An 18133-nucleotide genomic window follows, 5' to 3' on the forward strand; every position below is an offset into this window, starting at 1 on the left:
ATCAGTCCACTGCGGCGTGCTCCCGGTGACCGACGCCACGTGCCACCGTACGTCCCTGGGGCCGGGTCGCCAGCCGCGAACGCAGGGCCACCAGGACCGCCAGCGCGAGCACCGTGCCGCCCATCGGCACCAGGAACCCGGCGCCGTCCCAGAGCCGGTCCTCCAGCTGCCCGGAGACGGTCACGGCCGCCGCCTGGCCGAGCGCCACGGCGCCGGTCAGCCAGGTGAAGGCCTCGGTGCGGGCGCCGGCCGGGACCAGGCTCTCGACCAGCGTGTAGCCGGTGACGAGGGCGGGCGCGATGCACATGCCGACGAGCAGGCCGAGGCCGGCCAGCACGAGCACCGAGTGCGCGGCCCACAGGCCGGACGCGGTCAGCGCGAGGGCGGCGTACCCGACCAGGAGGCGCCGCTGCGGGGCGACCTTCCAGGCGATGGCGCCGCAGGCCAGGCCGGAGAGCATGTTGCCCGCTGCGAAGACGCCGTACAGGACGCCGTTCAGCCCGGGCTCGCCGATCGACTCGGTGAACGCGGCCAGCGAGACCTGCATGCCGCCGAAGACGGAACCGATGCCCAGGAAGACCACGATCAGGACGCGCACCCCGGGGATGCGCAGTGCCGAAACGCGCTCCACGCGCGCGTGGTCGCCGTCGGCACGGCCGACCACCGGCTGGGTGCTCTTCTGCGCGGCGAACAGCAGACCGCCCACCAGGGTGAGTGCCGCCTCCGTGACCAGGCCCGCGGCCGGGTCCACGGCCGTGCACAGGGCGGTCGCCACGAGCGGGCCGAGGACGAAGGTCAGCTCGTCCGTGACGGACTCGAAGGCGGCCGCCGTGCTCTGCAGCGGGGAGTCCTTGAGCTTCACCCCCCAGCGGGCCCGCACCATGGGTCCGACCTGCGGCACCGAGGCGCCGGTGGGCACGGCCGCCACGAACAGCGCCCACAGGGGTGCGTCCGCGAGCGCGAGGACGGTCAGGGTCAGACCGGAGGCCGCGTGGACGAGTACGCCGGGGAGCAGGACGGCGCGCTGCCCGTAGCGGTCGGCGAGCCGGCCGCTGTAGGGGGCGAAGACGGCCATGGCGACGCCGGTGACGGCCGCGACGGCGCCGGCGACGCCGTAGGAGCCGGAGGTGTGCTGTACGAGCAGCACGATGGAGAGCGTCAGCATGGCGAACGGCTGGCGTGCCGCGAAGCCGGGGAGCAGGAACGTCCAGGCGCCGCGGGTGCGCAGCAGCTGCCCGTATCCCGGGCGGGCGGAGCCGGGCGCGGTGTGCCGCTCCCCCTCCGGCGACTTCTTCGACGGGGTGACCGTGGATGCCACGGCCCGTGCCTTTCTGCCGCCTGGTAGCGCGGTCCGCCTCGCGGTTGTCACCGTGCGGGAGCGCCGAGAGCTGTCCTCTTGCGCGGACTGCGGTAGATGCCGGAGTCGGTGCCGAAGAGGGCGTTCCGGCCGCCATACGGTCGCGCCAGCTCTGCGTCAGGCAGAGTTGGTTCGATCAGGTGCCGTATTCATCGTACAGGGATCAAGAGGGACACAGCCTGTGAAAGCGAGCACCCTCTCACGTTCACCATGTCCACCACGCCCCCCACGGTCACGCCCCCCACGGTCGCCACGCCCCCACGTTCACCTGCGACGCCCGTTCGCGTCGCCCGTGCCCAGCCAGCCGGCCAGTTTGCCGCCGTGTCCGACCGCGCGCAGCCGTGCCTCGGCGGCGTCCCGGACGGGGTCCGTGGCGACCACGAGGAGTTCGTCCCCGCGTCGCAGCCCCGTCGTCGGCAGCGGTACGAACGACGTCTCGTCGCGGACGATGAGCGTGACGGCGGCCCCGGTCGGCAGCCGCAGTTCGCTGACCTCGACGCCGTGCATCCTCGAGCCCTCGGGGATCGTCACGGACAGCAGGTGTCCGCGCAGCCGTTCCAGGGGCGCCGACTCGATGCCGAGGTCGGCGGCCTCGTCCCCCTTGCCCAGGCGCAGCTTGCGGGCCAGCCAGGGCAGCGTCGGCCCCTGGATCAGGGTGTAGACGACGACCAGGACGAAGACGATGTTGAAGATCCGGCGGCTGCCCGCGACGCCCTCCACCATGGGGATCGTCGCCAGGATGATGGGCACCGCGCCGCGCAGTCCGGCCCAGGACATCAGGGCCTGCTCCTGCCAGGGCACCCGGAAGGGCACCAGGCACAGCACGACGCTCAGCGGACGCGCCACCATGGTGAGCACCAGTCCGATGACCAGGGCGGGCAGGATGTCGTCGCCCAGTTCGTGCGGGGTGACCAGCAGGCCGAGCAGCACGAACATGCCGATCTGGGCGAGCCAGCCGAGCCCGTCGGCGAACCCGCGGGTGGCGGGCCAGTGCGGCAGCCGGGCGTTGCCCATGACCATCGAGGCGAGGTAGACGGCGAGGAAGCCGCTGCCGTGGGCCATGGCACCGGCCGCGTAGGCCGCGACGGCGATCGACATGACGGCGATGGGGTAGAGGCCGGAGGCGGGAAGCGCCACGTGCCGCAGTCCCAAGGAGCCCAGCCAGCCGACCGCGAGTCCGATGGCCGCGCCGATGGCCAGCTCCAGGGCGATCTCGCCCAGCAGCACGTACCAGTGCTCGATCGGGCCGGCCGTGGAGAAGGCGACCACGAGGATGACCACCGGGGCGTCGTTGAAGCCGGACTCGGCCTCGAGGATGCCCGTTATGCGCGAGGGCAGCGGGATCCTGCGGAGGACCGAGAAGACGGCCGCCGCGTCCGTGGAGGACACCACCGCGCCGACGATCAGTGCCTGCCGCCACTCCAGCCCGGTCAGGTAGTGCGCGCCCGCCGCCGTCACGCCGACGCTCACCGCGACTCCGGCCAGTGCCAGCGCGGAGGCGGCCGGCAGGGCCGGTTTCGCCTCCTTCCACTTCGTGCCGAGACCGCCTTCGGCCAGGATCACGACCAGGGCCGCATAGCCGATGACCTGGACCAGTTCGGCGTTGTCGAACTGGATGTCGCCGATGCCGTCCTGGCCCATGGCGACGCCGATGGCCAGGTAGACGAGCAGGCTGGGGAGTCCGCTGCGCGAGGAGATCCGGACCGCCACCACGGCGATGAGCAGGACGAGCGAGCAGACGAGCAGGAGCTGGTTGAGGTGGTGGACAGTCAGCGGCCGTTTCCCTTCCCTGGCGCACAGCACGGATCACAGTGCGGATCACCACGGATCACAGCACGGACCACGTCGCGGACGAAGGCGCCCGCGCGGTACGCGCAAGCGCACTCCGCGCAATGTACGTACACCCATGGCACACGGGACCGCGGTGCTCTGCGGACAACTACTTCGTTACCTTACCTAACTCTTGACGCTTTCTTGACGCTCACCTTGGCAAGATCGAACGCCCGTGCCCGCCCGTACCCGACTCCGCGTCAAGGGGGAGTGGGCCCTGCGCCTACAGTTGCTCCAGCGTTCAGTACAAAGCACAGCCCGCCCCTGCCGCTCGTGTTAGGACAGCAAGGACAGCGATGCCCCCCACCAACACCGCCTCCACGGGTCAGCAGCCCGGCAAGTCCGGCAGGAAGAAGGGGCGCAAACTACGCCTTCTCGTCCTCGTGCTGGTTCTGGCCATCATCGGCGGCCTCGCCTACGGGGCGTACTGGTCCATCAGCACCGTCCGCGCGTCCTTTCCGCAGACCAAGGGCTCGATCACGCTGGACGGCCTGTCGGGTCCGGTCGACGTCAAACGCGACGGTTACGGCATCCCGCAGATCTACGCCTCCACCGACGAGGACCTGTTCATGGCGCAGGGCTACGTCCAGGCGCAGGACCGGTTCTACGAGATGGACGTACGCCGCCACATGACCTCCGGCCGCCTGTCGGAGATGTTCGGCGAGGGCCAGGTCGACAACGACGAGTTCCTGCGCACCATGGGCTGGCACCGGGTGGCGAAGAAGGAGTACGACGAGAAGCTGTCGGACTCCACGAAGAAGTACCTCCAGGCCTACGCCAAGGGAGTCAACGCCTACCTGAAGGGCAAGGACGGCAAGGACATCTCCCTGGAGTACGCCGCGCTCGGGTTCACCAACGACTACGAGCCGCAGGAGTGGACCCCGGTCGACTCGGTCGCGTGGCTGAAGGCGATGGCCTGGGACCTGCGCGGCAACATGCAGGACGAGATCGACCGCGCCCTGATGACCAGCCGCCTCGGACCCAAGCAGATCGCCGACCTGTACCCGGCCTATCCGTACGGCCGGAACAAGGCGATCGTCCAGGAGGGCCAGTACGACGAGCTCACCGAGACGTGGGACGGCGGCGGCACGTCCGGCGGCGACGAGGACTCCTCGTCCGGCACGGGCACGGGCACGGGCACGGGCACGGGGACTGGTACTGGCACCGGGACTGGTACTGGCACGGGCACTGGCACGGGTACGGGTACGGGCACCGGCAACGCTCTGCAGGGCCAACTGGGGACCCTCCAGGAGGTCCTGGACGACCTGCCCACCGCCGTCGGCGTGAACGGCAACGGCATCGGCTCCAACTCCTGGGTCGTCTCCGGCGAGCACACCATCACCGGCAAGCCGCTGCTGGCCAACGACCCGCACCTGTCGCCGTCGCTGCCGTCCGTCTGGTACCAGATGGGCCTGCACTGCCGCACCGTCTCCGCGAAGTGCCAGTACGACGTCGCCGGTTACACCTTCGCCGGCATGCCCGGCGTGATAATCGGCCACAACCAGGACATCGCCTGGGGCCTGACCAACTCCGGCGTCGACGTCACCGACCTCTACCTGGAGAAGATCACCGGCGCCGGTTACCAGTACGACGGCAAGGTGGTCCCCTTCGAGACGCGCGAGGAGACCATCAAGGTCGCCGGCGGCGACTCCAAGAAGATCGTCGTCCGGGAGACCAACAACGGCCCCCTCCTGTCCGACCGCGACGACGAACTGGTGAAGACCGGCAAGAAGGCCACCGTCGACACCGCCGCCCCCGACCGAGGCGACGGCTACGGCGTCGCGCTGCGCTGGACCGCGCTGGAGGCGGGCTCCACCATGGACGCCGTCTTCGCGATCGACCGGGCGAAGAACTGGGACGATTTCCGCGAGGCCGCCCAGCTCTTCGAAGTGCCCTCGCAGAACCTGGTCTACGCCGACAGCGAGCGCATCGGCTACACGCTGCCCGGCAGGATCCCGGTGCGCGCCGAGGGCCACGACGGCTCCCTTCCGGCGCCCGGCTGGAGCTCCGACTACCGCTGGAGCGGCGAGTACATCGACCCGGACGAGCTGCCGTACGAGTACGACCCGGAGCGCGGGTACATCGTGACCGCCAACCAGGCCGTCGTCGACGAGGACGACTACCCGTACACGCTGACCACGGACTGGGGCTACGGCGCCCGCAGCCAGCGGATCACCTCCCTGATCGAGCAGAAGATCAAGGACGGCGGGAAGATCTCCACCGACGACATGCGCCAGATGCAGCTGGACAACAGCAGCGAGATGGCCAAGCTGCTCGTGCCCCAGCTGCTGAAGATCGACGTCGCGGACAAGGACGTCCGCGAGGCGCAGAAGCTGCTGGAGGGCTGGGACTACACCCAGGACGCCGACTCGGCGGCCGCCGCCTACTTCAACGCGGTCTGGCGCAACATCCTCAAGCTCGCCTTCGGCAACAAGCTGCCCAAGGAGCTGCGGGTGGAGGGTCAGTGCCTGTGGGTCGACCCGGTCAACACCACCGGACCCGCGGACGAGACGAACAAGGTCCGCGAGTGCGGTCAGCGGGATGCCACCCAGGCGCAGCCCGACGGCGGCGACCGCTGGTTCGAGGTGGTCCGCACCCTGCTGGACGACCCCAAGAGCGACTGGTGGAAGACTCCCGCCTCCGGCACCCGCAAGGGCGCCGACAACCGGGACGACCTCTTCAAGCGGGCCATGACCGACGCCCGCTGGGAGCTGACCGCCAAGCTCGGCAAGGACATCGACACCTGGAACTGGGGCCGGCTGCACCGCCTGTTCCTGAAGAACCAGACCCTGGGCACCGAGGGCCCCGGCTTCCTGAAGTACGCCCTCAACCGCGGCCCGTGGAAGCTCAGCGGCGGCGAGGCGGCGGTCAACGCCGCCGGCTGGAACGCGGCCGGCGGCTACGGGGTGGTCTGGGTGCCGTCCATGCGGATGGTGGTCAACCTCGGCGACCTCGACAAGTCGCGGTGGATCAACCTCACCGGCGCCTCCGGACACGCCTACAGCGCCCACTACACCGACCAGACGGACAAGTGGGCCGACGGAGAGCTGCTGCCCTGGGCCTTCTCGAAGAAGGCGGTCGACGAGAGCACGAGCGACACGCTGGTGCTGAAGCCGTAGCGGTACCGGAAACCGAGCCGTGGCCGACGGCTGACGGGAGTGGCCCCCACGCGCGCGTGGGGGCCACTCTCATGTGAACCTGCGCACTCCCGACGGCGTGACCACCGCGTCCACCGGCCGGTCGTGCGGCTCCTCGGGGACCTGCGCGACCACCTCGGAGCCGTACAGCAGCACCAGCAGCGCGGGACGCGCTCCCGCCCGCTCCAGGCGCGCGAGGACCCGGTCGTACGATCCGCCGCCGCGCCCCAGCCGCATGCCGCGCCCGTCGACGGCCAGGCCCGGCAGCAGCACCACGCCGGCGTCCGTCACCGCGTCCGGCCCCAGGCGCTCACCGGCGGGTTCGGACAGCGTCATCCGCCCGCCGTGCCGCACGCGCGCCAGGGAGCCCTCCCCGGCGTACTCGCCCCAGTCCAGGTCGTTGTCCGGCAGCAGTGCCGGCAGCAGGACACGCACGCCCCGTGCGCGCAGCGCGTCCAGCAGCGCGAGGGTGCCCGGCTCGGCGCCCACGGAGACGTATGCCGCCACGGCGTGCGCCCGCGCGACCTCCGGCATCGCGAGTGCTTGTGCGGCCAGCGCGTGTGCGGCTTCGTGCACGTCGTTGGGGGTCAGACGGTTCCGGGCCGCGAGGATCTCCCGCCGCAACGTCCGTTTGCCGGGCCCGGCCGCAGGTCCGATCTGACTCAATGGTCGCTCCCGTACCGCTCTAGTGTGCTCATATGAGCGCCGAAGATCCGGGATCACGGATTCTCCCCATTGTCACCGGATATGGTGGCGCGCATGACTCAGTCCCACCCCAGGATCAGCAAGGCTGTCATCCCCGCAGCCGGGCTCGGTACCCGGTTCCTGCCGGCCACCAAAGCCACTCCCAAGGAGATGCTGCCGGTCGTCGACAAGCCTGCGATCCAGTACGTGGTCGAAGAGGCCGTGACCGCCGGCCTCGGAGACGTCCTCATGGTCACCGGGCGCAACAAGCGTCCCTTGGAGGACCACTTCGACCGCAACTACGAACTGGAGTCCGCCCTCCAGAAGAAGGGCGACGCGAGCCGGCTGGCCAAGGTCCAGGAGTCCAGCGACCTCGCGATGATCCACTACGTCCGCCAGGGCGACCCCAAGGGCCTCGGACACGCCGTGCTGTGCGCCGCCCCGCACGTCGGCGACGAGCCCTTCGCGGTCCTGCTCGGCGACGACCTGATCGACCCGCGCGACCCGCTGCTGCAGCGCATGGTCGAGGTCCAGGCGCAGTACGGCGGCAGCGTCATCGCCCTCATGGAGGTCGCGCCCGAGCAGATCCACCTCTACGGCTGCGCGGCCGTGGAGGCGACCGAGGACGGCGACGTCGTCAAGGTCGGCGGACTGGTCGAGAAGCCCGACCCGGCCGACGCGCCGTCCAACTACGCCATCATCGGCCGCTACGTCCTCGACCCGCACATCTTCGACATACTCCGCAAGACCGAGCCCGGCCGCGGTGGCGAGATCCAGCTGACCGACGCCCTCCAGCAGCTCGCCGAGGACGAGGGGGTCGGCGGCCCGGTGCACGGCGTCGTCTTCAAGGGCCGCCGCTATGACACCGGTGACCGCGGCGACTATCTGCGTGCCATTGTCAGACTCGCATGCGAACGTGAAGACCTGGGCCCGGACTTCCGGACCTGGCTTCGCAGTTACGTAGCCGAGGAGATGTAACGACGTTGAGCAGCGCCGCGCACCGTGACACCGGCCACGACCACGCCGCCGCGGACCTCGGTCCCGACCGGCTGTGGTCGGTGCAGGAGCACCTGGACGACATCCTCACCACCGTCCGGCCCCTGGAACCCATCGAGCTGAACCTGCTCGACGCCCAGGGCTGCGTCCTGGTCGAGGACATCACGGTGCCGCTCTCCCTGCCGCCGTTCGACAACAGCTCCATGGACGGGTACGCGGTGCGCGTCGCCGACGTCGCGGGCGCGAGCGAGGAGTTCCCCGCCGCCCTCGAGGTCGTCGGGGACGTCGCCGCGGGCCAGGCCGACCCGCTCACCGTGGGCCCCGGTCAGGCCGCGCGCATCATGACGGGCGCCCCGCTCCCGCCCGGCGCGGAGACCGTCGTTCCCGTCGAGTGGACCGACGGCGGGCTCGGTGAGGGCCCGGTGGCCGGGATGCGCGCCCGCAGCCTGGCTCCCGAGGCCGCCGAGGGCCAGGTGCGCGTGTACCGCCCGGCCGAGGCGCGCGCACACGTACGCGCGAAGGGCAGCGACGTCAGGTCCGGCGACCGCGCCCTGGAGGCCGGCACGGTCCTCGGCCCGCCGCAGATCGGCCTGCTCGCCGCGATCGGCCGCGGCAGGGTCCGGGTCCGCCCGCGTCCGCGCGTGGTGGTGCTCTCCACCGGCAGCGAACTCGTCCAGCCCGGCGAGGAACTGGCCCCCGGTCAGATCCACGACTCCAACAGTTTCGCCCTCACCGCCGCCGCCCGCGACGCCGGCGCCATCGCCTACCGTGTGGGCGCCGTCGCCGACGACGCCGAGACCCTGCGCTCCACCATCGAGGACCAGCTGGTCCGCGCCGACCTGATGGTCACCACGGGTGGGGTGAGCGTCGGAGCGTACGACGTCGTCAAGGAGGCGCTGGCGCACGTCGGCGACGAGGACGAACCGGGCAGCGGCGTGGACTTCCGCAAGCTCGCCATGCAGCCCGGCAAGCCCCAGGGCTTCGGCTCCGTCGGCCCCGACCACACCCCGTTGCTCGCCCTGCCCGGCAACCCGGTGTCGTCGTACGTCTCCTTCGAGCTGTTCGTCCGCCCCGCGATCCGCACCCTCATGGGCCTCGCCGACGTCCACCGCCCGACGGCCACCGCGACCCTGGTCACGGAGAAGGCGCTGACCTCGCCGAAGGGGCGCCGGCAGTTCCTGCGCGGTACCTGTGCCGACGGTTCGGTCACCCCGGTCGGTGGCGCCGGGTCCCATCTCGTGGCCGCCCTCGCGCACGCCGACGCGCTGATCGTCGTCCCCGAGGACACCGAGTCCGTCGAGCCGGGCGCCGAGGTCGAGGTGGTCCTGCTCGGCTGACACCTCCTGGTTGGCGGTACCGTGTCGCGCACAGCAGGCCCACGCGCCGCACCGCGCCGGGCCCGGACCGGGAGCGCCACACGAGCATGAGTACGCAGGACCGACCCCCGCACGACGGCCAGGACGCGCACGACACGCACGACACGCACGACGGCCGGGAAGCGCACGACACGCGCGACGGCCAGGACCGGCTGACGCACATCGACGAGGCGGGCGCCGCCCGCATGGTCGACGTGTCCGGCAAGGACGTCACCGCACGCACCGCGCGCGCGAGCGGACGCGTCCTCGTCGCGCCCCGTGTGGTCGAGCTGCTGCGCGGCGAGGGGGTCCCCAAGGGCGACGCCCTCGCCACCGCGCGCATCGCGGGCATCATGGGCGCCAAACGCACCCCGGATCTGATCCCGTTGTGTCATCCGTTGTCGGCCTCCGGTGTGAAACTGGACCTGTCGGTCGCGGACGACGCCGTGGAGATCACCGCCACGGTGCGCACGACGGATCGCACGGGTGTCGAGATGGAGGCGCTCACCGCGGTCTCCGTCGCCGCGCTCACCGTGGTCGACATGGTCAAGGCGGTCGACAAGGGAGCGGTCATCACGGACGTGCGCGTGGAGGAGAAGACGGGCGGCAAGTCGGGTGCCTGGAGCCGGGCATGACACTCGACGCGTCGGCCGGGGGCGCCCTGTCCGCGCCGTACGGAGCCCTGGTCGTCACGGCCTCCAACCGGGCCGCCGCGGGGGTCTACGAGGACCGGGGCGGACCCCTGGTCGCCGAGGGCCTGCGCCGCTTCGGCTTCGCCGTCGACGGCCCGCGGGTCGTCCCCGACGGTGACCCGGTGGAGGCCGCCCTGCGCGCGGGCGCCGAGGCGGGCTACGACGTCATCGTCACCACCGGCGGCACCGGCGTCTCGCCCACCGACCGCACCCCCGAGGCGACGCGGGCGGTGATCGACTACGAGGTCCCGGGCATCGCGGAGGCCGTCCGTGCCTACGGGCGGGACAAGGTGCCCACCGCGGTGCTCTCCCGGGGCCTGGCCGGCGTGGCGGGCGGCACACTGATCGTCAACCTGCCGGGTTCCTCCGGCGGGGTGAAGGACGGCCTCGCGGTGCTGGAGCCGCTGCTGAAGCACGCCGTGGACCAGCTCCGCGGCGGTGACCATCCCAGACCCGCCAGTGGTGGGGGTGCGAGCTGAACAGCCCCTCCTGGCCCGTGGAACTGATGGACGGCGACATCGTCCTCAGGCCGATAAAGCTGCGCGACCAGCGGGCCTGGCGTGAGGTCAACCGGCGCAACCGCGACTGGCTGCGCCCGTGGGAGGCGACCATTCCGCCGCCCGGGCCCGGCGGTCCGCTCACGCACCGTCCGACCTACCGCCAGATGGTGCGGCACCTCCGGTCCGAGGCCCACGCGGGCCGGATGCTGCCCTTCGTCATCGAATACCAGGGGCGGCTGGTCGGCCAGTTGACGGTGGCCGGCATCACCTGGGGCTCGATGTGCTCCGGGCACGTCGGTTACTGGGTGGACGAGGCGGTGGCCGGCCGCGGGGTGATGCCGACGGCCGTGGCGATGGTGGCGGACCACTGTTTCCGCACCGTCGGACTGCATCGCGTCGAGGTCTGTATTCGCCCCGAGAACGCGCCCAGCCGCCGGGTCGTGGAGAAACTCGGATTCCGCGAGGAGGGCCTCAGGCCGCGTTATCTCCACATCGACGGAGCCTGGCGCGATCATCTCGTCTTCGCGCTCACCGCGGAAGAGGTCCCGGAGGGGTTGTTGCGGCGCTGGCGCCGGTCACGGGACCGGAGTGCCCCCAACAGCGGGAATTGAATAAACGTTCGAAATTGACGGCCCGTGACCGTCCGGAACGGATAATTTCGCAACCCTGGTAGTCGGCTGATCGCATCGGTCACAAAAAAAGTTCGAAATATCAGCCAGATCGTGCGACACACCGGCTCAATTGGCGGATGGCCCCACGCAAACCCCTCTACCGTGTGAGGCGTGAGCAGCAGCGGCCTCATCTACGCAGTCATCGTCGGGGCCTGGGCCGCCTACTTGGTGCCGATGTGGCTCCGTAGGCAGGACGAGCTGAACGAGGCCCGTCCGACGGAACGCTTCAGTACCGCCATCCGGCTGCTGTCCGGAAGAGCGGGTATGGAGCGCCGGTACGCCAAGGACCTGCGGTCGCGCTACGCCGACGAGGCGGAGCCCGACGCCGACGCCCCGGACGCCGTCACCGACTCGGTGGACGTCCGGGCGTTCGCCGTGTCCAGAACCCGACGGCACACACGGCCCGCCGCACCGCAGCAGCACGCGGAGCGGTCCGAACCGGCGGGCCAGGACACGGGCGGGCGCCCGCAGGGCCGCAGACCCGGGCAGTCCGCCGACCCCGGGACGTCCTCCGCGTCCGGGCGGCCCTCCGACTCCGGGCAGCCTTCCGCGTCGGGAGAACCCCACGGGTCCGGTGCGGCCGCGGCGCGCAAGCGTGTGCCGCAGGCCCGGCGCGCCCCCGTCTCACCGGCGGCCGCGGCCCGAGCCCGGCGCACCAAGGCGCTCGCGCGCCGTCGGCGTACGACCGTGATGCTGTTCCTGGCCTTCACGCTCGGCTCGGTCGTCGCGGCGGTCGGCGGGCTCGCCTTCCTGTGGGCGCCCGGGGTGCCCGCGGTGCTGCTCAGCGCCTACATCGCCTACCTGCGGTCGCAGGAACGCCACCGGTTCGCCTTCCAGATGGACCGGCGTCAGGCCGAGGTCGCCGCGCAGCGGCTGCGCGACGGCGACCGCCGTCCCCGCCGGCGCACGCCCGCCGACCTCGCGGATCCCACCGGCCCCGCCGGCGACCCCGATGCCGAGGAGCCGGACGACGGCCCCGAGGCGGAACTCGACGCCGGCCTCTCGGCGCTCGCCGCGGACCGGCGCGCGCTGGTGGAGCAGACCGACCACGCCGAGTGGGTCGACCAGCAGCGCGAACGCCAGCGGCGGCCGCAGGGCGACAGCTGGGACCCGGTGCCGGTGCCCCTGCCCACCTACGTGACCGCGCCGGTCGCCCCCCGGGCCACGCCCGACGTGGATCTCGCGGCGCCGGACGCGTGGAGCTCGGCCCGCTCCAGCGCCGTCGCCGACCAGGAGGACGCGGCGGCCGACCCCGGGCCGGACCGCCCGGCCGCCCAGGACCGCCCGGCCGCTTATGCCGAGGACCGCCCGGCTCCCCATGCCGAGGACCGGCCGGAGGCCCCGGCCCGCAGTGGCGCCCGCCGCGCCGCGTCCGCCCGCCGGGCCCGGGAGCGCGGCCGGACCCCGCTCTTCGACCAGTACGAGGACGGGGACCGTCCCCGCGCGGCCAACGAGTAGTCCCAGGTGGTCCCCGGAACCGATTTTTGAGCTGGCCGGTCGGGGTGCTAAAGTTTCACTCGTTGCAAGGGCCTGTGGCGCAGTCTGGTAGCGCACCTCGTTCGCATCGAGGGGGTCTGGGGTTCAAATCCCCACAGGTCCACGCACATTGACGGGATCCCGTTCGATCATCACGATCGAACGGGATCTTCGTCGTTTGCGGGGGAGTGTCCCGTAAGGCAAGGCCGTCCGTACGGCCGCCCGTAAGACAGCCCCGCAGGGCCGCAACGAATCCGTGACCGGACGTCGGGCAACCTTCACTGTTACCGGTGGGTCACCTGGGCACGGTGTCACCGCAGTGGCGCCGTCCTGTCGTCTGGGGAACGGAAGAGAACCATGAGACGTAGCTCCCTGCGCACGCAGTGGGCTCACACGGCCGTGGCCGGGGTGGCCGCCGCGGGACTCGCCACGGTCGGACTGGCCACGGTCGGACTCGCCGGTGTCGCGCAGGCGGAGGAGGGCCAGACGCCCCTCCCCGTCACCATCACCGGTCCGGACAAGGTGGACCTGGCGTTGGACGGGGCCGAGGACGAGCCCGGGAGGCCGCAGATCAGCCTGGGGCTCACCGGTCCCGGGGAGTACGACCCGGACAGCGACACGGACCCGGAGCCGGTCCCGAACAACGGCTACAGCGTCACCATCGACGCCACCGCCCTCAAGGGCTTCGCCGAGGTCGGCCTGCCGCCGTCGTGCGAGGCGGACGGCGGCCTGATCGCCGTCTGCAACAGCAGCAGCCTCTATCCCGGTGACTCGTACAACCCGAGCTGGAGCATCCGCCTCGACCTGTTGGACACCGCCGGGGCCGGGGACTTCGGCAAGGTCAAGGTGACCGGCGCGGGCGAGGGCCTGGCGTTCAACGAGCACACCGTCGACGTACTGGTCGGCGGACCGGAGCTGCTGAAGAAGAAGCTCCCCGCCGAACCCGAGGGCTTCCGGGCCGGTGACACCTACGACGCCCCGCTCGGCTTCCGCAACGTCGGCAGCATGTCGGCCGACGGCGTCGTCCTGCGCTTCGGCGGCACGCGCGGCCTGTCCTTCCCCGACTCGTACGACAACTGCTCGTACGCGGAGGAGAACAAGGACGACCTGATCCGCTATCAGAAGATCGCCCTGTGCACGTTCGAGGGCGAGTTCCTGCCGGACACGGCCTACGAACTGAGTGAGCCGGTCAAGGTGAAGACCGCGGACTTCGCGCTCGGCGACATCTTCCACTACGGCTTCGACGCGGTCGGCGCCAAGGAGGCCGGTGCGCTGCGGGCGGACGCCGACTACCGCGAGGGCTCCGGCCGGACGCTGACCCTCGAGCCGGTCGAGGGCGGCTCCGCCGGCGACTACGAGAAGTACGCCGAGATCGGCCTGGCGACGCGGAACACCTACGACCTCGACCTCACCGGTGCGCGCGTCGCGGGCGAGCAGGGCGAGACCGTCACGGTCGACGTCGCCCTGAGCAACCACGGGCCCGCCTGGATCGGGGCGCTCCGCTCGGGCGGTGAGCCGCTGGACTTCACCGTGCAGGTCCCGGAGGGCGCCAGCGTGGTGGACAGCCCCTGCCGCCCCGTGAACGACGGAGCCACGTCCGAGTACCGCTGCTCGGCGGACACCCCGTTCCTCGAGGACGACCGGCGCACCTTCAGTTTCCAGCTGCGTATCGACGAGGTGGTCGCGGGCGCCAAGGGCAAGATCGCGCTCCCGGAGTGGGACGACCCCCGGGAGGGCAACCCGTCCAACGACGCCGGCTGGATCGTGCTGAACGGCACGGGTGACGAGGAGACGCCGGGTGACACCGGTGGCGCGACCGGCGGGGCCGACGGTGGCGCCACCGGCGGTACCGGCACCGCCGGCGGCTCGGGCACCACGGGCGGCACTGACACGACCGGCGGCTCGGCTTCCACCGGCGGGTCCACCGGTGGTTCCACCGGCGGCACGACCGGCGGTGAGTCCCCCCAGGGCGGCCAGGACACCGAGGGCGGCCTGCTGGCCTCCACCGGCTCCACGGCGCTGCTCGTCTCGGCCGGCGCGGCACTGGCGCTGGCCGCGGGCGGTGTGCTGTTCGCCGTCTCACGCCGCCGCAGGGCGAGTGACGCGGTCTGACGACACGTACATCGACTGCCGACGTCGATGACCGAAGGGCCCCGGGGACGCCGTCTCGCCGTCCCCGGGGCCCTTTGCCGAGCCGCCGACCGCGCCTACGAGTGCCTATCAGTGCCTACCCGTGCCTACGGGACCTGGAGGGCCTTCGCGTAGCAGAGGCTTTCCTCGTGGAAGCGGTAGTAGCCGAACTTCCCGCACGGCTCGTAGCCGCTGGAGGTGTACAGGGCCACGGCCTCCGGCTGCTTGGTGCCGGTCTCCAGCACCATGCGGGTCCGGCCCGCCGCGCGGGCGTCCTCCTCCAGGGCGGCCAGGATGCGCCGGGCCAGTCCTCGGCCGCGCACCTGCTCGATCACGAACATCCGCTTGAGTTCGGCGTCCCCGTCGAGATTGCCCTCGTCGTTGGCGTCCTGGCCGCGCCAGCCGCCGGAGGCGACCGGGACGTCGTTCTCGTCGTACGCGATGAGGTACAGGCCGTTCGGCGGCGCGAAGTCGGACGGGTCCAGGTGCGTGGCGTCGCCGCCGTCGCCGTAGCGGACGTCGTACTCGGCCTGGACCTCGTCGTTCAGCTTCACGGCGTCGGGGTGGTCGAAGGGGACCCGGCGTATGTTCATGCTTCCTACCGTTGATCGATGCGCTGTCTGGAGTGGAGCATCGTCCAGTGTGCCGGTACCGCTACCGCTCCCTGCGGCTCCGGCAGAGTGGGCAGCGGCACGGTGGCCACGTCAGGGAGTCGGGGATCCAGTCGGGGTCGCCGCCACCGGTGTAGGCGCGTTCCCTGGTCCTGCCGCTCTCGCGTCCCTCCGGGGTGACGCGGTAGGTGCTGATCGTCAGGCGGGACCTGCCCGGTTCGGGTGGGGTTCCGGCGTTCACGACTGGCCTGCCTGTGTGGTGTCGAGCCCGGTGCGCTCGGGTGACGTGCGCATCAGACGGCCCTCTTCGCGCCGATCACGTGCCGGTCCAGGTCGAGACCGAAGTCGGCGGCGATGACGAGAGTGAGTCGGCGGCGGCGCCGGCGTGCACGTTCACGTGCGTGCTCGCAGGCGACGACGTAGGGGCGTACGAGGATCGCCGCCGCGCCGTCGAGAGGGTGGTCCGCGCCGTACGGGGAGCGGGGGAGCGGGAGGCGGGGCGCGCCGGTATGGGCGTCGTCGGTGTGCGGAGGGACGGTGCGGGTGCTCGCCCGTCGTTGCCCGGTGGCGGGCAGCAGCAGGGGCAGAGCCCAGAGAAGGAACGCGTGGATAATGCTCATTGTTGTCAGCTCCTTTGTAGCTGGCGGCCATGCCCCCGGACGTTCGCCGCGTCGCGGGGGTCTTTGCGTGAGGGAGAGCGTAGCGTGACTTGTCAGGTGGTGTCATGTGTTGTCAGGTGGCTGCATATGACAAAAGGCATCGTCGTAGGTTCAATAAGGTCGTTAGGTGACCGTTGACCTCGAAGGACCCGAGCCCCTGTACGAGCAGATCGCCGCGATACTCGCCGCCCGGATCGCCGACGGAACCTACGCACCCCGCCGCAGGGTCCCCTCGGAGGCGGGCATCTGCGAGGAGTTCAACGTGTCCCGCCCGACAGCGCGGGCGGCCCTGCAGCTCCTCGGTGAGCGCGGCCTGATCATGACGGTGCGGGGGAAGGGCTCGTTCGTCGTCGAGTCGCCTGCAGAGGGTTCCCGGGGCGACACACCCTCCACCCCCTGACTCCGCCGTCGCCGGGCGGGGCCCGGTGCGGCGGCAGGTATCGTGCCCTGGTGCTCACCGTGACCTCCGTAAATGTGAACGGTCTGCGCGCCGCCGCGAAGAAGGGCTTCGTGGAGTGGCTCGCCGACACCTCCGCCGACGTGCTGTGCCTCCAGGAGGTGCGGGCCGAGCCCCAGCAGCTGCCGGAACACGTCCGCACGCCCGAGGGCTGGCACGTGACGCACGCCCCCGCCGCCGCCAAGGGCCGCGCCGGGGTCTCCCTCTACAGTCGCCGCGAGCCCGACCGGGTCCAGGTGGGTTTCGGCTCGACGGAGTTCGACAGCAGTGGCCGGTACGTCGAGGCGGACCTGCCCGGTGTGACGGTCGCCTCCCTCTACCTGCCCTCCGGCGAGGTCGGCACCGAGCGCCAGGACGAGAAGGTCCGCTTCATGGGCGAGTTCCTCGGCTACCTCAAGGAACTGCGCGAGCGGGCTGCCGCCGACGGGCGCGAGGTCGTCGTCTGCGGCGACTGGAACATCGCGCACCGCGAGGCCGACCTGAAGAACTGGCGCGCGAACAAGAAGAACTCCGGCTTCCTCCCGGAGGAGCGGGAGTGGCTGAGCCGGGTCCTCGATCCGGCCGAGGGGGGTTACGTCGACGTCGTACGCGCCCTGCACCCGGACGTCGAGGGGCCGTACTCGTGGTGGTCGTACCGGGGGCGGGCCTTCGACAATGACAGTGGATGGAGGATCGACCTTCACGCCGCCACCCCGGGCCTGGCCGCCAAGGCCGTCAAGGGGTACGTCGAGCGCGCCGCGACGCACGCCGAGCGCTGGTCCGACCACGCGCCGGTCACGGTGGTCTACGGCCGCTGACCCCCTAGTCCGGCCGCTGGTCCGTCCGTTGCTGGAACCGCCGGTCCATCGCCAGTGACAGTTCCGCCTCCACCACGCTGCGGGCCAGGGGGCGCAGGCGGTGGAGTTCCCGCTCGGGGGCGTGACGCAGGATCAGGTCGGTGAAGAGGTCGGCGAGGGCGTCGGCGTGTTCGCGGACGCGGGCGCCGGCCTGGAGGACCTCGCCGAGGGGGATGCCCTCGCGGACCAGGGCGGAGGAGACCTCCAGCAGACGGTGGCTGATGTGGACGAGTTCGTCGCCGTCGGTGCCGACATAGCCCAGGTCCATCGCGGCGGCGAGGTTCTCGGGGGTGACCTCGCCCTCGAAGCGGGCGGCGAGTTCCTCGGGGGTGAGGCGGACCGGGGTCTCCTCGGTGGGTTCGCCCAGGCCCAGCAGGTCGCCGACGTCGCGGCCGTGGTCGAAGGCGTCGGCGAGTTCCGCGATGCCGTTGAGGGTGTGGCCGCGTTCCAGCAGGGCGGCGATGGTGCGCAGGCGGGCCAGGTGGTGGTCGTCGTACCAGGCGATGCGGCCCTCGCGGCGGGGTGGCGGGATCAGTTTGCGTTCGCGGTAGAAGCGCAGGGTGCGCACCGTGATGCCGGCCAGCCCGGCCAGTTCCTCCATGCGGTATTCACGCTTCTCGGTCACGCCCCGACCCTAAGTCGTACCGGCGGTAACTTTCTTCGGCCCAACCCCTACCCATGAGTACGGAGCTGCTCTACTCTCCCCATTGCGCCAGTGTTCACTGGCGGAGTTCTAGGCGAC

The 18133-nt window shown here is 71.3% G+C and carries 16 protein-coding genes and 1 tRNA gene; 11 read left to right on the forward strand and 6 right to left on the reverse strand.

What is annotated here, in order from left to right; translation table 11 throughout:
* Window position 1 precedes the first annotated feature (1 nt).
* Entirely contained in the window at window positions 2-1318 is a 1317-nt protein-coding gene (locus ACH4NX_RS16625) for an MFS transporter (protein WP_398127603.1), read from the reverse strand.
* 303 nt (window positions 1319-1621) lie between these two features.
* The gene (locus ACH4NX_RS16630; RefSeq protein ID WP_398127604.1) at window positions 1622-3160 is read right to left on the reverse strand and encodes a potassium/proton antiporter; all 1539 of its coding nucleotides are present in this window, start codon (window positions 3158-3160) and stop codon (window positions 1622-1624) included.
* Between the two features lie 323 nt (window positions 3161-3483).
* Between ACH4NX_RS16630 and ACH4NX_RS16635 the strand changes: the two genes are divergently transcribed.
* Complete coding sequence (locus ACH4NX_RS16635) at window positions 3484-6306, forward strand: penicillin acylase family protein (protein ID WP_398127605.1); 2823 nt, start codon at window positions 3484-3486, stop codon at window positions 6304-6306.
* A 69-nt stretch (window positions 6307-6375) separates the two neighbouring features.
* On the opposite strand, the gene ACH4NX_RS16640 is transcribed toward ACH4NX_RS16635, so the two are convergent.
* The gene (locus ACH4NX_RS16640; protein ID WP_398127606.1) at window positions 6376-6990 is read right to left on the reverse strand and encodes a 5-formyltetrahydrofolate cyclo-ligase; all 615 of its coding nucleotides are present in this window, start codon (window positions 6988-6990) and stop codon (window positions 6376-6378) included.
* Between the two features lie 93 nt (window positions 6991-7083).
* On the opposite strand from ACH4NX_RS16640, the gene galU reads away from it, so the two are divergent.
* From galU to ACH4NX_RS16680, 8 genes are all read left to right on the forward strand, one after another.
* On the forward strand, window positions 7084-7986 hold the full coding sequence (gene galU / locus ACH4NX_RS16645) for a UTP--glucose-1-phosphate uridylyltransferase GalU (protein WP_351388997.1): 903 nt from the start codon (window positions 7084-7086) through the stop codon (window positions 7984-7986).
* 5 nt (window positions 7987-7991) lie between these two features.
* Window positions 7992-9341, forward strand: a complete 1350-nt coding sequence (gene glp / locus ACH4NX_RS16650; protein WP_398127607.1) for a gephyrin-like molybdotransferase Glp — start codon at window positions 7992-7994, stop codon at window positions 9339-9341.
* 86 nt (window positions 9342-9427) lie between these two features.
* Window positions 9428-9994 carry a cyclic pyranopterin monophosphate synthase MoaC gene (gene moaC, locus ACH4NX_RS16655; RefSeq protein WP_398127608.1) on the forward strand — a complete coding sequence of 189 codons (567 nt, stop codon included), beginning with the start codon at window positions 9428-9430 and terminating at the stop codon, window positions 9992-9994.
* Window positions 9991-10530, forward strand: coding sequence for a molybdenum cofactor biosynthesis protein B (locus ACH4NX_RS16660; protein ID WP_398127609.1), 540 nt, complete (start codon window positions 9991-9993; stop codon window positions 10528-10530). The genes moaC and ACH4NX_RS16660 overlap by 4 nt, the downstream gene beginning before the upstream one ends.
* A 26-nt stretch (window positions 10531-10556) precedes the next feature.
* Window positions 10557-11162: a GNAT family protein gene (locus ACH4NX_RS16665; RefSeq protein WP_351389377.1), complete on the forward strand. Its 606-nt coding sequence runs from the start codon at window positions 10557-10559 to the stop codon at window positions 11160-11162.
* A 171-nt stretch (window positions 11163-11333) separates the two neighbouring features.
* A complete protein-coding gene (gene glpR / locus ACH4NX_RS16670; RefSeq protein ID WP_398127610.1) occupies window positions 11334-12680 on the forward strand; it encodes a gephyrin-like molybdotransferase receptor GlpR in 1347 nt (448 codons plus the stop codon).
* A 68-nt stretch (window positions 12681-12748) separates the two neighbouring features.
* A tRNA-Ala gene (locus ACH4NX_RS16675) sits at window positions 12749-12822 on the forward strand.
* A 233-nt stretch (window positions 12823-13055) separates the two neighbouring features.
* The gene (locus tag ACH4NX_RS16680) at window positions 13056-14810 is read left to right on the forward strand and encodes a hypothetical protein (protein WP_398127611.1); all 1755 of its coding nucleotides are present in this window, start codon (window positions 13056-13058) and stop codon (window positions 14808-14810) included.
* A 125-nt stretch (window positions 14811-14935) separates the two neighbouring features.
* On the opposite strand, the gene ACH4NX_RS16685 is transcribed toward ACH4NX_RS16680, so the two are convergent.
* Window positions 14936-15421, reverse strand: coding sequence for a GNAT family N-acetyltransferase (locus ACH4NX_RS16685; RefSeq protein ID WP_279562612.1), 486 nt, complete (start codon window positions 15419-15421; stop codon window positions 14936-14938).
* Window positions 15422-15732: 311 nt separating this feature from the next.
* The gene (locus ACH4NX_RS16690) at window positions 15733-16059 is read right to left on the reverse strand and encodes a hypothetical protein (RefSeq protein WP_398127612.1); all 327 of its coding nucleotides are present in this window, start codon (window positions 16057-16059) and stop codon (window positions 15733-15735) included.
* Window positions 16060-16225: 166 nt separating this feature from the next.
* On the opposite strand from ACH4NX_RS16690, the gene ACH4NX_RS16695 reads away from it, so the two are divergent.
* Window positions 16226-16498, forward strand: a complete 273-nt coding sequence (locus tag ACH4NX_RS16695; RefSeq protein ID WP_279562614.1) for a GntR family transcriptional regulator — start codon at window positions 16226-16228, stop codon at window positions 16496-16498.
* 50 nt (window positions 16499-16548) lie between these two features.
* Complete coding sequence (locus ACH4NX_RS16700) at window positions 16549-17352, forward strand: exodeoxyribonuclease III (protein ID WP_398127613.1); 804 nt, start codon at window positions 16549-16551, stop codon at window positions 17350-17352.
* A 4-nt stretch (window positions 17353-17356) separates the two neighbouring features.
* Here ACH4NX_RS16700 and ACH4NX_RS16705 read toward each other — a convergent pair whose 3' ends face one another.
* On the reverse strand, window positions 17357-18016 hold the full coding sequence (locus tag ACH4NX_RS16705; RefSeq protein WP_398127614.1) for a MerR family transcriptional regulator: 660 nt from the start codon (window positions 18014-18016) through the stop codon (window positions 17357-17359).
* Between the last annotated feature and the right edge of the window lie 117 nt (window positions 18017-18133).

It is taken from the genome of Streptomyces sp. NPDC017225, from assembly GCF_044331465.1.
GTDB lineage: Bacteria > Actinomycetota > Actinomycetes > Streptomycetales > Streptomycetaceae > Streptomyces.

Bases quoted from the DNA above. Each gene is read 5' to 3' on its own strand.
- ACH4NX_RS16635 (WP_398127605.1), top strand. From the start codon at position 3,484: ATGCCCCCCACCAACACCGCCTCCACGGGTCAGCAGCCCGGCAAGTCC.
- galU (WP_351388997.1), top strand. From the start codon at position 7,084: ATGACTCAGTCCCACCCCAGGATCAGCAAGGCTGTCATCCCCGCAGCC.
- moaC (WP_398127608.1), top strand. From the start codon at position 9,428: ATGAGTACGCAGGACCGACCCCCGCACGACGGCCAGGACGCGCACGAC.
- ACH4NX_RS16660 (WP_398127609.1), top strand. From the start codon at position 9,991: ATGACACTCGACGCGTCGGCCGGGGGCGCCCTGTCCGCGCCGTACGGA.
- ACH4NX_RS16665 (WP_351389377.1), top strand. From the start codon at position 10,557: ATGGACGGCGACATCGTCCTCAGGCCGATAAAGCTGCGCGACCAGCGG.
- ACH4NX_RS16680 (WP_398127611.1), top strand. From the start codon at position 13,056: ATGAGACGTAGCTCCCTGCGCACGCAGTGGGCTCACACGGCCGTGGCC.
- ACH4NX_RS16685 (WP_279562612.1), bottom strand. From the start codon at position 15,421: ATGAACATACGCCGGGTCCCCTTCGACCACCCCGACGCCGTGAAGCTG.
- ACH4NX_RS16690 (WP_398127612.1), bottom strand. From the start codon at position 16,059: ATGAGCATTATCCACGCGTTCCTTCTCTGGGCTCTGCCCCTGCTGCTG.